Annotated in this window: 13 protein-coding genes; 6 read left to right on the top strand and 7 right to left on the bottom strand. The window is 68.8% G+C overall.

All coding sequences use genetic code 11. From position 1 onward, the window contains the following. Window positions 1-389 precede the first annotated feature (389 nt). The 4 genes from Ssi02_RS04650 to Ssi02_RS04635 form a co-directional block, all read right to left on the bottom strand. The gene (locus Ssi02_RS04650) at window positions 390-2,594 is read right to left on the bottom strand and encodes a xanthine dehydrogenase family protein molybdopterin-binding subunit (protein ID WP_204021299.1); all 2,205 of its coding nucleotides are present in this window, start codon (window positions 2,592-2,594) and stop codon (window positions 390-392) included. Further along, window positions 2,591-3,580, bottom strand: coding sequence for an FAD binding domain-containing protein (locus Ssi02_RS04645; RefSeq protein ID WP_204021298.1), 990 nt, complete (start codon window positions 3,578-3,580; stop codon window positions 2,591-2,593). Before Ssi02_RS04645 ends, Ssi02_RS04650 begins: the two co-directional genes overlap by 4 nt. Beyond that, window positions 3,573-4,100 (bottom strand): (2Fe-2S)-binding protein, encoded by a 528-nt coding sequence (locus Ssi02_RS04640; RefSeq protein WP_204021297.1) that lies wholly within the window; start codon window positions 4,098-4,100, stop codon window positions 3,573-3,575. The genes Ssi02_RS04645 and Ssi02_RS04640 overlap by 8 nt, the downstream gene beginning before the upstream one ends. 226 nt (window positions 4,101-4,326) lie before the next feature. Continuing rightward, window positions 4,327-5,319: an MBL fold metallo-hydrolase gene (locus Ssi02_RS04635; protein WP_204021296.1), complete on the bottom strand. Its 993-nt coding sequence runs from the start codon at window positions 5,317-5,319 to the stop codon at window positions 4,327-4,329. Window positions 5,320-5,823: 504 nt separating this feature from the next. On the opposite strand from Ssi02_RS04635, the gene Ssi02_RS04630 reads away from it, so the two are divergent. The 3 genes from Ssi02_RS04630 to Ssi02_RS04620 all read left to right on the top strand — a co-directional run bounded on the left by Ssi02_RS04630 (window position 5,824) and on the right by Ssi02_RS04620 (window position 8,181). Further along, window positions 5,824-7,404 carry an acyl-CoA carboxylase subunit beta gene (locus tag Ssi02_RS04630; RefSeq protein WP_204021295.1) on the top strand — a complete coding sequence of 527 codons (1,581 nt, stop codon included), beginning with the start codon at window positions 5,824-5,826 and terminating at the stop codon, window positions 7,402-7,404. Then, window positions 7,401-7,616, top strand: a complete 216-nt coding sequence (locus Ssi02_RS04625) for an acyl-CoA carboxylase epsilon subunit (RefSeq protein WP_204021293.1) — start codon at window positions 7,401-7,403, stop codon at window positions 7,614-7,616. The genes Ssi02_RS04630 and Ssi02_RS04625 overlap by 4 nt, the downstream gene beginning before the upstream one ends. 262 nt (window positions 7,617-7,878) lie before the next feature. Further along, window positions 7,879-8,181, top strand: coding sequence for a hypothetical protein (locus tag Ssi02_RS04620; protein ID WP_204021291.1), 303 nt, complete (start codon window positions 7,879-7,881; stop codon window positions 8,179-8,181). A gap of 162 nt (window positions 8,182-8,343) precedes the next feature. Here Ssi02_RS04620 and Ssi02_RS04615 read toward each other — a convergent pair whose 3' ends face one another. Then, window positions 8,344-9,333, bottom strand: a complete 990-nt coding sequence (locus tag Ssi02_RS04615) for a polysaccharide deacetylase family protein (protein WP_239128588.1) — start codon at window positions 9,331-9,333, stop codon at window positions 8,344-8,346. A gap of 233 nt (window positions 9,334-9,566) precedes the next feature. Between Ssi02_RS04615 and Ssi02_RS04610 the strand changes: the two genes are divergently transcribed. Further along, entirely contained in the window at window positions 9,567-10,352 is a 786-nt protein-coding gene (locus Ssi02_RS04610; RefSeq protein WP_204021472.1) for a nucleotidyltransferase domain-containing protein, read from the top strand. Here Ssi02_RS04610 and Ssi02_RS04605 read toward each other — a convergent pair. Next, window positions 10,316-11,248 (bottom strand): universal stress protein, encoded by a 933-nt coding sequence (locus Ssi02_RS04605; RefSeq protein WP_204021289.1) that lies wholly within the window; start codon window positions 11,246-11,248, stop codon window positions 10,316-10,318. The genes Ssi02_RS04610 and Ssi02_RS04605 overlap by 37 nt on opposite strands. A gap of 150 nt (window positions 11,249-11,398) precedes the next feature. On the opposite strand from Ssi02_RS04605, the gene Ssi02_RS04600 reads away from it, so the two are divergent. Next, window positions 11,399-11,542 carry a hypothetical protein gene (locus Ssi02_RS04600; RefSeq protein ID WP_204021287.1) on the top strand — a complete coding sequence of 48 codons (144 nt, stop codon included), beginning with the start codon at window positions 11,399-11,401 and terminating at the stop codon, window positions 11,540-11,542. Window positions 11,543-11,722: 180 nt separating this feature from the next. On the opposite strand, the gene Ssi02_RS04595 is transcribed toward Ssi02_RS04600, so the two are convergent. Further along, a complete protein-coding gene (locus tag Ssi02_RS04595; protein ID WP_204021285.1) occupies window positions 11,723-11,860 on the bottom strand; it encodes a hypothetical protein in 138 nt (45 codons plus the stop codon). Between the two features lie 262 nt (window positions 11,861-12,122). Here Ssi02_RS04595 and Ssi02_RS04590 point away from each other — a divergent pair, with 262 nt between their 5' ends. Continuing rightward, window positions 12,123-13,256: a LysR family transcriptional regulator gene (locus Ssi02_RS04590; protein ID WP_239128587.1), complete on the top strand. Its 1,134-nt coding sequence runs from the start codon at window positions 12,123-12,125 to the stop codon at window positions 13,254-13,256. The last annotated feature ends 8 nt before the right edge of the window (window positions 13,257-13,264 follow it).

Here is a 13,264-nt window from a genome sequence, read left to right as displayed (position 1 = left end):
AGGACATGGGTGCCCGCGTTCTCTGGACCGGTGCTGACTTTGGGCTGACCCCTCGCAGGCCAACCAAGCCCTTGGAAAGAAGAGGCCACCGAAGCGCCAGGGTCTGCTGAGCGCTCACGGTGCTGGTCGAATTCTCCCGGCCCGCCCTCGATTCCCCCTTCATTACCTCGGTCGTGTCGAGTTGGGCAACGATCTCCCGCAGACACTCGCCTTGATGTTGAACGCCTGGTGAGCTCGGTCGCCGGGCAACCCGGATCGCCGGATTCGGCGATGGAGCTCTCCACGCTCACCGAATGCGCCGCGGGACCGACCCGCGCCGACCTCCATGAGTGTGTGAAGCGGCCCGGACGGCGGGGGATCGTGAGCGGGCCCGTGCCGGCTTCCCGCCGCTATAGCAGCATGTCGATCGTGAGGGGCAGTGAGCGGAGGCGGCGGCCTGTGGCGTGGTGGATCGCGTTGGCGATGGCAGCGGACATGCCGACCAGGCCGATCTCCCCGACGCCCTTGACGCCGACGGGGTTGAACCTGTCCGGCCGGCCGACGAAGATCACTTGCATGTCGGGAATGTCGGCGTTCACGGGAATCAGATAGTCGCCGAAGGTGCCGTTGGCGATGCGCCCGGTGTCCCGATCGGTGACGGTCTCCTCGAACAGGGCCATGCCGATGCCGCCGACCGTGCCGCCGAGGATCTGGCTGGTGGCCGTCTTCTCGTTCAGGATCCGGCCGGCGTCGATCGCCGACACCACCCTTTCCAGATGGAGCGTCCCGAGCTCCGGGTCGACGCGGATCTCGACGAACTTCGCGCCGAAGGCGCCCGCGGGCGCGATCCCGAGTTCCTCGGAGGTGCCGGGAGTGGCGGCGCCATCGGCGGTCAGCTCGTGCAGACCATGGGCGGCGAGGAGGTCGGTGTAGGACTCGCCGCGTCCCGGCGACCCCATCCTGAAGATCCGGCCGTCGGCGACGGCGACCTCGTCGACCTCGCAGCCCCGGAGGGGCGAGGTGTGGTCGTGGCGCACGATGTCCAGGAACGCCCGCACCAGGTTGTGGCAGGCGGACTGGACGGCGCTGCCGAGGCCGGCCGTCAGACCCGAGCCACCGGCGGGCGCCCCCTCCGGCATGTCGCTGTCGCCGAGTTCGAAGGCGACGCGCGACAGGGGAAGGCCGAGCAACTCGGCCGAGAGCTGGGTCATCACCGTGTACGTGCCGGTGCCGATGTCGGTCACGGCGCTGCGGACCAGGGCCGTGCCGTCCTCGCGCAAGGTCGCGCTCGCCTGGCACGGCTGCTGGAACCAGAAGAAGGACACGCCGGCCATGCCGTACCCGATCAGCTGGTCGCCGTCGCGCATGGAGCCGGGCTCGGGGTCGCGGCGCGACCAGCCGAACCGCTCGGCGCCGACCTCGTAGCACTCGCGCAGGGCCTTGCTCGACCATGGCAGGCCGAGCCCCGGGTGCTCCTCGGCGTAGTTGCGCAGTCGCAGTTCGAGCGGGTCGATGCCGAGGGCGTAGGCCAGTTCGTCCATGGCCGACTCCAGCGCGAAGTTGCCCTGCGCCTCGCCGGGCGCGCGCATCGAGTTGCACCAGGTGATGTTCAGCCGGACCTGCGTGTCGCGCGTGCGGAGGTTGGGGCAGGCGTAGGCGTACGACGTGCCGCTAGCACACGGTTCGAAGTTGTCTCCCTCCATCTGCAGCGTCGTCGTGGACTCGTGGTGGAGCGCGACGAGGTGCCCGTCGCGTGTGGCGCCGATCCTGACGCGCTGCTCAGAGGCCGTACGGTGACCGGTGCCGGTGAACATCTCCGGCCGGGACAGCACAAGCTTGACCGGCCTGCCCACCGTGCGCGCGGCCAGCGCCGCCAGCACGACGTGCGGCCACGGGCGAAGGCCCGCGCCGAACCCGCCGCCGACGAACGGAGCCAGCACCCGCACGGCGTTCTCCGGAAGGCCGAAAACGCGGGCGAGAGCCGTACGGACGTTGCCGGGCCACTGGGTGGAGTCGTGGACCGTGAGGGTGTCGCCGTCCCAGGCCGCCACGGTGGTGAAGAGGCCGAGCGGGCTGTTGGTGTTCTCGGACGTGGTGTAGGCCGCCTCGAACTGCACCTCGGCCGCAGCCAGGGCGGACTCCGCGTCGCCGCGGTCGGAGTCGGTCTTGAACGGGTCGACGAGCACTTCCGCCCTCGGGTCGTGCATGTCGAGGAGTGCCTCCGCCTCGTCGTAGTCGACCTTGATCCGGCGGGCGGCGGCCGTAGCCTCCTCGGCAGTGTCCGCCACCACCACGGCGAGATACTGCCCGTAGTGCAGGATGCGGTCGTGCTGCAAGGGCGGCGGCGGGGTCGAGAGGATCGTGTCGGGCCCGTGTCCGAGCGAGGGCGCGTTCCTGTGGGTGATGACCGCCAGCACGCCGGGCGAGGACTCGGCCGCGGCGGTGTCGAGGCCCCTGACGCGCCCGGCGGCCACGGTGCTGCGCACGAGCGCGGCGTGCGCCATGTCGGGGAGGTTGAAGTCGTTGGGGTAGCGCGCGGCCCCGGTCGCCTTCAGCGGGCCGTCGACCCGGTCGACCCCCTCACCGACCAGGCGGACGCGCTCGACGGTCGTCACGGCGCACCCGCGGTGACAGTGCGCAGGGCGCGAACGAGGGTGCGTTTGGCCAGCTCGACCTTGAACGCGGTGCCCTCCACCGTGAACGGATCGACGACGGCGGCCTCGGCCGCGGCGGTGAAGGCCTCCTCGCCCGCGGGCGCTCCCCGCAGGACGGCCTCGGCGGCGGGTGCGCGCCAGGGGACCGTCCCCACGCCGCCCAGGGCGACCCGCGCCTCGCCGATCACGCCGCCGTCGAGCCGCAGCGCCACCGCGGCGGAGGTGAGCGCGAACTCGTAGGAGGCGCGGTCGCGCACCTTGAGATAGGTGGAGCGCGTCTCCGGCGCGAGGAGCGGGATCTCCACGGCGGTGATCAGCTCGCCGCGCGAGAGCACGTTCTCCACGTCCGGTGTGTCGCCCGGCAGGAGGTAGAACTCCGTCAGCGGGACCGAACGCTCCCCGTGGCGGCCGAGCAGGCGCACGACAGCGTCCAGCGCCACGAGCGGCACCGCCATGTCGGAGGCGTGCACGGCGATGCAGTGCTGGCTCGCGCCCAGGATCGCGTGCATCCTGGCCGCCCCGTGCACCGCGGCGCACCCGGAGCCGCGGAGCCGCTTGTTGCACGCGGACACCGCAGGGTCGCGGAAGTAGCGACAGCGGGTGCGCTGGAGCAGGTTTCCGCCGATCGTCGCCATGTTCCGGAGCTGTACGGAGGCTCCGAGCAGCAGCGCCTGCCGCAGGAACGGCAGGCGTTCGGCCACCGTGCGATCGGCCGCCAGCTCCTCCATCGTGGTCACCGCGCCCACATGCAGCATGTCGCCGTCGCACGCGATGCCGCCGAGTGGCAGGCGGGTAATGTCGACAAGCCGATCGGGGGCGAGGACTCCGTCCTTCATCAGATCGAGTTGGGTCGTGCCGCCGGCGAGATAGGACGCGCCGGGATCGCCGGCCACGGTCGCCACGGCGCGGCCCACCTCGTCGGCCCTGAGGTATTCGAACTCATGCATCGCGGCCGTCCACCCCCATCCGGTCGCGGACGTCGCGGATGGCCGCGACGATGTTGGAGTAGGCCCCGCACCGGCACAGGTTGCCGCTCATGAACTCGCGGATGTCCGCGTCGGACCCTGCGCGCCCCTCGGCCAGCAGGCACACCGCCGACACGATCTGCCCCGAAGTGCAGTAGCCGCACTGGAAGGCGTCGTGGCGGATGAACGCCTCCTGCATCGGTTGGAGCACGGCACCGTCGGAGAGCCCTTCGACGGTGGTGACGGCCCGGTCCTCGCACTGCGCGGCCAGCGTCAGGCAGGACAAGATGCGTCTGCCGTCGGCCATCACGGTGCACGCGCCGCAGGCGCCCTGGTCACACCCCTTCTTGGTGCCGGTCAGCCCGAGGACGTCGCGCAGCGCGTCAAGCAGGGTCACGCGGGAGTCAAGCTCGAGCCGGTGGTCGACGCCGTTGACCGTCAAGGTCACCTCGACCCGCTTGACCGTGGCCACGGGGGCCCGGTGAGTCGTGTGGCGAGCCATCACCCTCCGTTCCGGCGCACGGCGCACGCCGCGGCCTTCCGGGGGGAGGTCTCCGCCAACCCAATATACGCCGCCGCAGGTCGACGCCTCGTCGATCAAGAGCGGTCCGCCGCCCGACCGCCGACACCACAGGCGTTCGTCACCGAACGCAACCATTCGGCCACCCAAAGGCCAGGCATGCGGCATTGCCGTACTCCCCGCCTCGGCCGCGTGCGATCACGTGCGGTCAGGTAGCCCAGAGGACGCTGGGCTGGGCGCGCTCCGGCAGGTGGCTCTCGCGGTGGGCCCAGAGCACCACGTTGTCCGGCCGCGCGTCCCCGGCCCGCTCCCACTCGCGTTCGAAGAAGTCGAGCACCTCGCGGTCCGTGTGCCGCAGGCTGAAGTGGATCAGCACGAAGAGGGTCTCCGGACGCGCCTCGACCACCGGTTTGAGCCCGCTCCACACGGTGTGCCCGACCCGCTCGGCGCGCTCCGCCTCGGTGTCGTGGAGGAAGGTGCACTCGGTGACGACCACCGGATAGTCGAAGAGCCACGGGTTGCGCTCGAAGACCCGCACGTGCGTGTCGCCGAGGTAGGCGAAGATCGGGCGCCGCGCCTCGACCTCGACCTCGACTCCCTCTGCGCGCTTCCGCGCCATGAGCCGGCCGAACTCGCCGCCTCTCCCCTGCTCCACGAGGGACCTTCGGAGCTCCTCGAACTCGGGCCTGAGTGACTTACGCATCTCCGAGAGGGCGTATCCCACGCACGGCACCTTGTGCTCGCACTCGACCACCCGCACGTGGTGCCTCCGCCGCCCGAACACGAACTCGTCGCCCTGCCGTACCCCGTGCAGCCTGTGCCGCGCGAACGCGGGATCGAACCCAGGGCCGTGGTTCAGCTCACCCGAGGCGCGGATGTAGGCATCGGCGTACGGCACGGCCTCGGCGGGCAGGTAGACGTCCACGCCCGAGGGGTTGCCGGCGAGGAAGTCGAGGTCCTTGGCGTGGTCGTGGTGGGCGTGAGTGAGGAGGACGGTGTCCACCTGCCGCCCCTCGCAGAGTCCCGCGTCGAGGGAGCAGCGCAGCTCGGGGATGTGGAAGAAGGTCTTGTCGTTGGCCCGCGAGTAGCCCGTGAGGGTCAAATCGGTGCCGGGGACGCGCCAGGTCTTCCACTGCCGGAAGGGGTGCCCCGGCCCGAGCGGCTCGGGTGGACCGGCCGTTCGCGCGGTATGCCGTGTCATCGGAGAACGCCTCTCAGAGCCCGAGCGCGGAGCCCACGACGGTTGATCGTGAATCGACGGCGCCACGCTAGCGATCGGCGTTCCCCGGACGCCACTTATTTGACGCCGGGCCAGCGCTGTGGAAAACGGTGGTTTTGCGCCTCTCACTACAGCGGACGACGGCCCGGTCATCCGGCAGCGGCGCGACCTCGATGCGGTCTCCGCCGGCAGATGTCGAACGGTTGGCTTACGCCAGGCCGCAGACATCAGCCTGGCAGTGACCTCAGGGCGGCAGGCACTCGGCAGGCCGGCATGTACGGCGGGAGCCTGGGTGGGCTTCTGCCGTACTCCGGGGTTTAGGGGGATCTGCGTTCCTCTCCCCCGACCATGGTCGGTTGGCGGGTCGAGATCAGGGTGTCGAGTTGTGCTCCAGAGTGCCTTTAGCGAGGAGTTATAGCTTCCACGCCGACAACCGAATCGGTCTGCCAGGACATGTCCCGGCATTTCGTGATCAATGAGGTTACTGTGACACTCCTTCATGAGCGCCCCCAGGAGCCGACCAACGAGGAACGCCTAGCCGAGCTTCACCTCCTGCGGGAGAAGGTCCAGCAAGGACCGGATCCCGCGGCCACCGAGCGTCAGCACGCCAAGGGCAAGCTGACCGCGCGTGAGCGTATCGAGCTTCTTCTCGACCCCGATTCGTTTCAGGAGATCGAGCCGCTCCGGCGGCATCGGGCCACGGGGTTCGGTCTGGAGGAGCGCAAGCCGTATTCGGACGGGGTGATCACCGGCTGGGGCACGGTCTTCGGCCGGACGGTCTTTGTCTACGCGCATGATTTTCGCATCTTCGGCGGGGCCCTCGGCGAGGCACACGCCGCGAAGATCCATAAGGTGATGGATCTCGCCATCCAGGCGGGTGCGCCCCTGGTGTCGCTCAACGACGGGGCGGGAGCACGCATCCAGGAGGGCGTGACGGCACTCGCGGGATATGGCGGGATCTTCCGCCGCAACACCGCGGCCTCGGGGGTGATTCCCCAGATCAGCGTCATGCTGGGGCCTTGTGCCGGAGGAGCGGCATACTCCCCCGCGCTGACCGACTTCGTGTTCATGGTCCGGGACATCTCCCAGATGTTCATCACCGGGCCGGATGTCGTGCAGGCGGTCACCGGCGAGGAGATCACGCACCTCGGGCTCGGCGGCGGCGACGTGCACGCCATGATGTCGGGGGTCGCGACGGGCGTCTACGACGACGAGGAGAGCTGCCTCGACGACGTCCGCTACCTACTGTCCCTTTTGCCGGCCAACAATCGCGAGATGCCTCCGCCGATCGAGCCCGCGGACTCGCCGGCCCGCCGTACGGACGCGCTGCTCACGCTGGTCCCCGCCGACCCCGGCCACCCCTACGACATCAGGAAGGTGATCGAGGAGATCGCCGACGACGGCGAGCTGTTCGAGATCCAGGCGGCGTGGGCGGCCAACATCGTGTGCGCGCTGGTGCGGATGGGCGGCCAGGTGGCGGGGATCGTGGCGAACCAGCCGATCTCCATGGCGGGCGTGCTCGACATTCATGCCAGTGAGAAGGCCGCGCGTTTTGTGCAGTTCTGCGATGCGTTCAACATCCCGATCGTCACGCTGGTCGACGTGCCGGGCTTCCTGCCGGGCGTCAGCCAGGAGCACGGCGGAATCATCAGGCACGGCGCCAAACTGCTCTACGCCTATTGCAACGCCACGGTGCCCAGGGTCTCGCTGGTGCTCCGCAAGGCGTACGGCGGAGCCTACATCGTCATGGACTCCCGCTCGATCGGCGCCGACCTCTGCTTCGCCTGGCCCACGAACGAGATCGCGGTGATGGGGGCCGAGGCGGCGGCGAACGTGATCTTCCGTAAGCAGATCGCGGGGGCGGCCGATCCGGAGGCCACCCGGGACCGGCTGGTGAAGGAGTACAGGTCCGAGCTGATGCACCCGTACTACGCGGCCGAGCGCGGCCTGGTCGACGACATCATCGACCCTTCGGAGACGCGGATCGTCCTCATCCGGGCGTTGTCGATGCTGCGTACCAAGCAGGCTCCGCTTCCGAGCCGCAAGCACGGGAACCAGCCGCAGTGAGCGGGGAGCCGGAGATCGTGATCGTGCGGGGCGCGCCGACGGCGGCGGAGGTGGCCGCCGTCACCGCCGTACTCATGGCCGCCGCGCAGGCCCGCCGTCTTTCGCCGCCGCGTGTCTCGCCGGAGCCGGAGCCGGCGACGTGGACGCGGGCCGGCGGCTTCCCCGGCCTAGGACGTTGGGAGTTGTCTCACCGCACAAGACCTCATTGGTGAAACGCAATTTTTACTCTCATACCGCCCCAGCCACTTCGGGCTATCGTAGCTGAAGTCAGCCGCCGGGTTCCTCTGGCCTGAGCCGGCGAGCTCGACGAATGCCTGCGGAACGACCCGGCATTTACTGCGGGATATGGTGGCCCGGGACGCCTGGTCACCGGGGAAACGCAGCCGTGTCCACACAGACCCGGGGTCCCCATGCCCCGGAGCCTGCTCGCCTGGTGAGCCGCTCACCCGAGACACGAGTTAGAGGGGACCGATCTTGAGCGCTGACCTGCGCGTGCCCGCCCTCAAGACGCTGGCCGAGTCCGACATGCCGCGTCATCACTGGCGCGGCGACGACGAGGACGGCGGGATCTGGCTGTTCGAGACCGTCGAAGGCGACGGTGAGCACTGGGCGGTCCGGCAGATCGAGATCGGCGCCGACCGCACCGTGTGGCGCTATTGGTGGGGCCATCTGGAAGACGAGCACGGTTTCCTCACCAACCAGGCGGTGGAGATCTGGACACTCACCCAGATCTCCACCGAGGCATTCGAAGCCGTGTGGGAGGCCGGCCGTTCCTGACGGCGCCAACAACCGGCCGTGACAGGCCGGCCGCTCCGCCCATGCCGGAAGACACCGGCCGTGCCAGGCCAGCCGTTCCCCGCACGCCGGAAGACACCGGCCGTGATGGGCCTGCCGTTCCCCGCACGCCGGAAGACACCGGCCGTGATGGGCAACGCGACGTCAGTACGCCAAAGCCTGCCCGGTGAACTGCTTCGCCATGAAAGGCGCCTTGAACTTCGGATAGGCGACCGTCTTCGCGTCGCCGTCTGAGGTGAACCTCTTGTCGGGGTTGGCCTTCAACCAGTCCAGCCACGCCGCCGAGCAGAACTTCGAGCAGTCGCCCTTCTTGACCCCCGAGCGGATGCGCGGGATGCCGAGGGCGTTGAAATCCTTCCCGTAGGGCGAGGGCGCCGGGTTGTAACCCGCGAGGAAAACCCCGCCGTAGTCATAGGCCACCTTCCCTGAGTTGCCCTTGCGCGCCCACTCGGCTTTCGTGGGCTGATTGCCGTACGGCAGGGCCAGCGTGACCGGCGACGCCTCCTTCACCAGGTCGGTGATGAGTTTATGGCCGGCCGCGACCTCGTCGAACACGGCCTTCTTCTCGCGGCCGCGCAGATTAAGGTGGTCGCGGGTGTGGTTGCCGATGTCGAACCCGTTGTTGCGCAGCCACGTGACCATCTGCGCCTGCTCTTCCGGGGTCGTCACCCCGAACATGTCCTTCGTCACGTAGAAGGTGGCGACGGGACGGAACGAGGGGTGTTTGCGGGCGACGTCCTGCAGAATGGCGACGGCGGTGCCGGCTTTGGGTGCGCCCATGCCGTCCAAACTGAGCTGGGACGGCGACGAGTCGTCGAAGGTGAGCACCACGGCGTGCTTCCCCGCGGGAATGCCGATCCGCCCCGTCGCATATTCCGCCGCGGTGATCGGCACATATCCCTCGGCCACCAGGCGTTCCATCTCGGCGCGGAACACCTTCGGGTCGAGGTCGTCGACGGACGTCGGCTTTTCAATGATCCGGTGATACATGAGCACCGGAATCTGGCCGAGCTCGTTGGCCTTGGCCTTGGCCGCCGCCGCGAGGCTCGCCGCGTGCGCCGCGACCTTCGCCTGCGCCGCCTTCGCCGCGTTCACCTGAGCGGACGGCGCGGCTTTGTCCCCCTGATTGCTCATCCACGGCATGCAACCCGCCAGGGCCACGATGCTCGCCGACACGATTACCACACGGCCAATTGTGCAGTGCACCATGGCTCCCCCCGGCCAATGCATGAAGATAGTCCCCTTCATGCCCGCTGACCTGCGCTTTCATCCTCGCACTCAAGGCAAGAGGTTCCCTTGCGAAGGAAATCCAGCGGCATTTAACGGGATAGGAGAGGATCATGGCCGATGTGAAAACGATCGGGTGGATGAAGCATGGGACGGCGGAGTACGCGGAGATCGCGGAACGCCACACGATCCTCCGGTGCCAGGTGGGCTCCGGTGTGCACGGCACTGCGATCGCGGGCACCGACGACCGGGACGAGATGGGCATCTGCGTGGAGCCGGCGCGGTATGTCGTCGGGCTGCGGAAGTTCGAGCAGTATGTCTTTCGCACCCAGCCCGAGGGGGTGCGTTCCGGGCCCGGCGATCTGGACCTCACGGTCTACGGCTTGCGTAAGTGGATGGCGCTGGCCTTAGGCGGCAACCCGACGGTCCTCCTGCCGCTGTTCGTGCCGGACGACGAGATCGTGGTCACGACCGGCCTGGGCCAGGCATTACGTGAAGAGGTGCCCGAGTTCGTGCTCTCCCGTCTGACCGGTCACCATTTCCTGGGTTATCTCCGGTCGCAGCGGGACCGCCTGGTCTACCCAGAGCGGGGAAAAGCCACAAATCGCCCCGAACTCATTGATGTATACGGATTCGATGTGAAATTCGCCGGACATATGGTTCGGCTTGGGCTCCAAGGCGTGGAGCTCCTGGAAACCGGAAAAATCACGCTTCCGATGCCCGAACCGTGGCGCACGTGGATCGTCGACCTCCGGCAGGGCCGTCACAGCAAGGACGAGGCTCTCGCCGTAGCCGACGACATGGAAGCCCGCCTGACCCGGCTCATCGAGACCTCCCACCTGCCGCCCCGGCCCGACGCCGAGCGTGCAGACCGGTGGCTCGTCGACGCCTATTCTGCGGTCTGGGCCGGCGACTCGGCCTCCTGATCCGTCGTCGTGGGCACGATCACCAGCGGACAACGCACATGGTGCAGCAGGGCGTGAGTGACCGAGCCGAGCAGCAGGCCCGAGAACCCGCCCCTGCCACGCGACCCCACCACCAGCAACTGGGCTGAGGCCGACACCTCCGACAAAACCTCTGCCGGATGCCCCTCGGCCTCACGCTCCGTCAACGGCACCTCCGGATAACGCGCACTCAACATGGCCAAGTGCTCGGCGACCGCCGTACGCGCCGCCCGCTCCGCCATCGCACGCCGCTCCCGCCGTCCCCGGAGCACGACCACGCCACCCTCCTCCTCCTGGGCGGCGGCCAGATCCTCAATCGTGCGCGGCAACCGCGGCACCACATGCACCGCCCGCACCCCGGCCCCCCGCAACGCCGCCTCCGCGAACGCGAACGCGGCGGCCCCCAGGCTCCCCTGCGACCCGTCCATCCCGACCAGCAGCTCCCCGCGTGCCGTCGAAGCCCCCGACCGCACCACCCCCACCGGGCAATGTGTCCTTCCCGCCACGCCGATCGCCACCGACCCGACTAGCAGCCCGCGGAAGCCTCCTATGCCGTGATTGCCGACGACGAGGAGGTCCGCGACATGCGACTCGTCGATCAACGCACGCCGCGAATCACCGAACACCGTCTCAACGGTCAGCTCAACCGCCGGCCACTCCTCCCGTACGAACTCCACCGCATCCCGCAACACCGACTCGGCCCCGGCCCGCATCCACCGCCCCACCTCCCCGAACGGCGCATCATTGTGCATGGCGGACACCCAGTGCGGAATGACATGCACGAGCCGGAGCGGCGACTCCCGCAGCACGGCCTCCCGCGCGGCCCACCCCGCCGCCTCCAACCCAGCGGCCGACCCGTCCACCCCGACAACGATCATGATTCCCCCCACCCTTGTCTTCCCCAGGTCACACGGTTTTCACCGCGGCTTCGCGCATGGTGGGACCGGTCGGACCGGCGTCCTCGACCCGAGCCTGGCGTGCTTGGCTCAGCCGCACTTGGCTCGGGCGGCCAAGTGCGGATGGAAGTGGTGAACTTCGGCCCAGATCACCCAGGCGCCTCCGCGAGCGGCGCTCGCACCTTCTACGAACAGCTCGGGTTCACCCCCGCCGAGGCCGCAGCCCCCGGACCGGAAGGCGGTTCCCGCCAGGTCTACCGGCGTCCCGTTCTTTGACCGGAGAAAGACAAAACGCCCTCTAGGACCACCGCTCAGAGGCATCCGCGTGCAAACCGTCGTCCCCGCACCGAGAGGCGCACTCCGGGCAGGGACGACGCCGACGACTCGCGGCGGGGGCCAAGCAGGCTCGATCCGTACGGCGGAGCCCGGCTTCGCGGAGTTCCGCACGGGGAGCGGCTAGCTGGGTGGCGTGTCGGACTTCGCCTTCGCCCGGTAGCGCAGCACACCGGTGGCGGTGCCGAGGAGGGTGACGAGGCCGACGGTGGCGAGAAGCGCCACGCGGACGCGGCGGGTGAGGGCGGAGAATTTACTCATCTGTGGCTGCTCCCGGGAGGAGGGGACTTGATCAACGAGTTCGTTGCCCTGCGTATCCCCTGCCACACAGACCTCATGCACCTGTCACTACGATTCACATTCAAGTGATTACATTCTGTAGCCGACCGTGGTCCGGGCTGTTGCACAACGTCTCCCGCCCCCCTGGACCGATGGCGATATTTCGGGCAGTTGAGAGCATCGATGTTGTGGACTCGAATGCTCACGTCCGAAGCCACTACCGCTACCGAGCGAGCAGGCCGGCATGCCTCCGACCTCCTTCCCCCGCTATCCCGTCCTCCTCGGCCCCCGCCCCTCCCCGTGCATCCGCTGGAGCGGCTACACCTCGGCGGCGCACAGATATGGGCGAAGCGTGAACAGGAAGGGCCCCGGCGCGCTCGGCCCTGGCACGAGGGCACCCCGTCCAGTGGTGGGGATGACCGGGTTTGACCTGGTGAGAGACCATAATTGGTGGATGCTCAGTAGCAACCGGCTGAAGGTCTTGCTGGAGGTGTTCCGCACCGGCAGCATCGCCGGGGCGGCGCGCAACCTCAGGCTGTCGCCCTCGGCGGTGTCGCACCAGTTGTCGCGATTGGAGACCGAAGCGGGAGTCGGCCTGGTGGAGCGGGGGGCGCAAAGTCTTCGCCTCACCGCCGCCGGGCTGCGGCTCGCCAAGCACGCGCAAGAGGTGCTCGACATCATCGAGGCGGCGGAGAAGGACCTGCTCGCACAGGCCAGGGCGGATTCCGGGCAGCTTCGGATCGGTTTCTTCGCCTCGGCGGGATATCGGCTGGTCCCCCTGACGTTGTCGGGGTTCTCAGAGCGCTACCCAAGAGTCGAGCTCGACCTGGTGGAAGGGCAACCCCACGAGCTGCTGCCCGATCTTGAGCGTGGTTCGCTGGACGTGCTCGTGGTGTTCGAGCACGCTCTCGATCCCTGGCGGCCGCCCGACGGTGTCGAGGTGACCTACATGTTCGAAGAGCCGCAGTTGCTCGTGCTGCCGGAAGGGCATCCGGCGGCCTCCCGGCCAAGAGTGCGGCTGTCCGATCTCGCCGCGGAGCCGTGGATCACGACATTCGGCACCGGCACCCCTATGTCGGTCTTGGAACGTGCCGGCGCGCTTGAAGGCTTCAGCCCGACCATCCGCTGCCGCAGCGACCACTACGAGGTCACCCTCGGCCTGGTCCGCGCCGGACTCGGCGTCGCCCTCGTGCCAAGCCTCGGCGTGCAGGACGCCAAGGGCGTGCACGTCTGCCGCGTGGCCGACTCCAAACTGCACCGCCGCGTAGGCGTCGCCGTACGCCCCACCAACCCCAACCCGGCACTGCGGTCGTTCATCGCACATTTCCGCACCGCGTCGACGAGGCTGCGCGGCTCCCTGGCAGCCGACCTGCGCTGATAACGCCG

This window comes from Sinosporangium siamense, from assembly GCF_016863435.1.
Classification (GTDB): domain Bacteria; phylum Actinomycetota; class Actinomycetes; order Streptosporangiales; family Streptosporangiaceae; genus Sinosporangium; species Sinosporangium siamense.
Note: the sequence above shows the minus strand (reverse complement) of the source record. Positions and strands in the feature narration are given on the sequence as shown.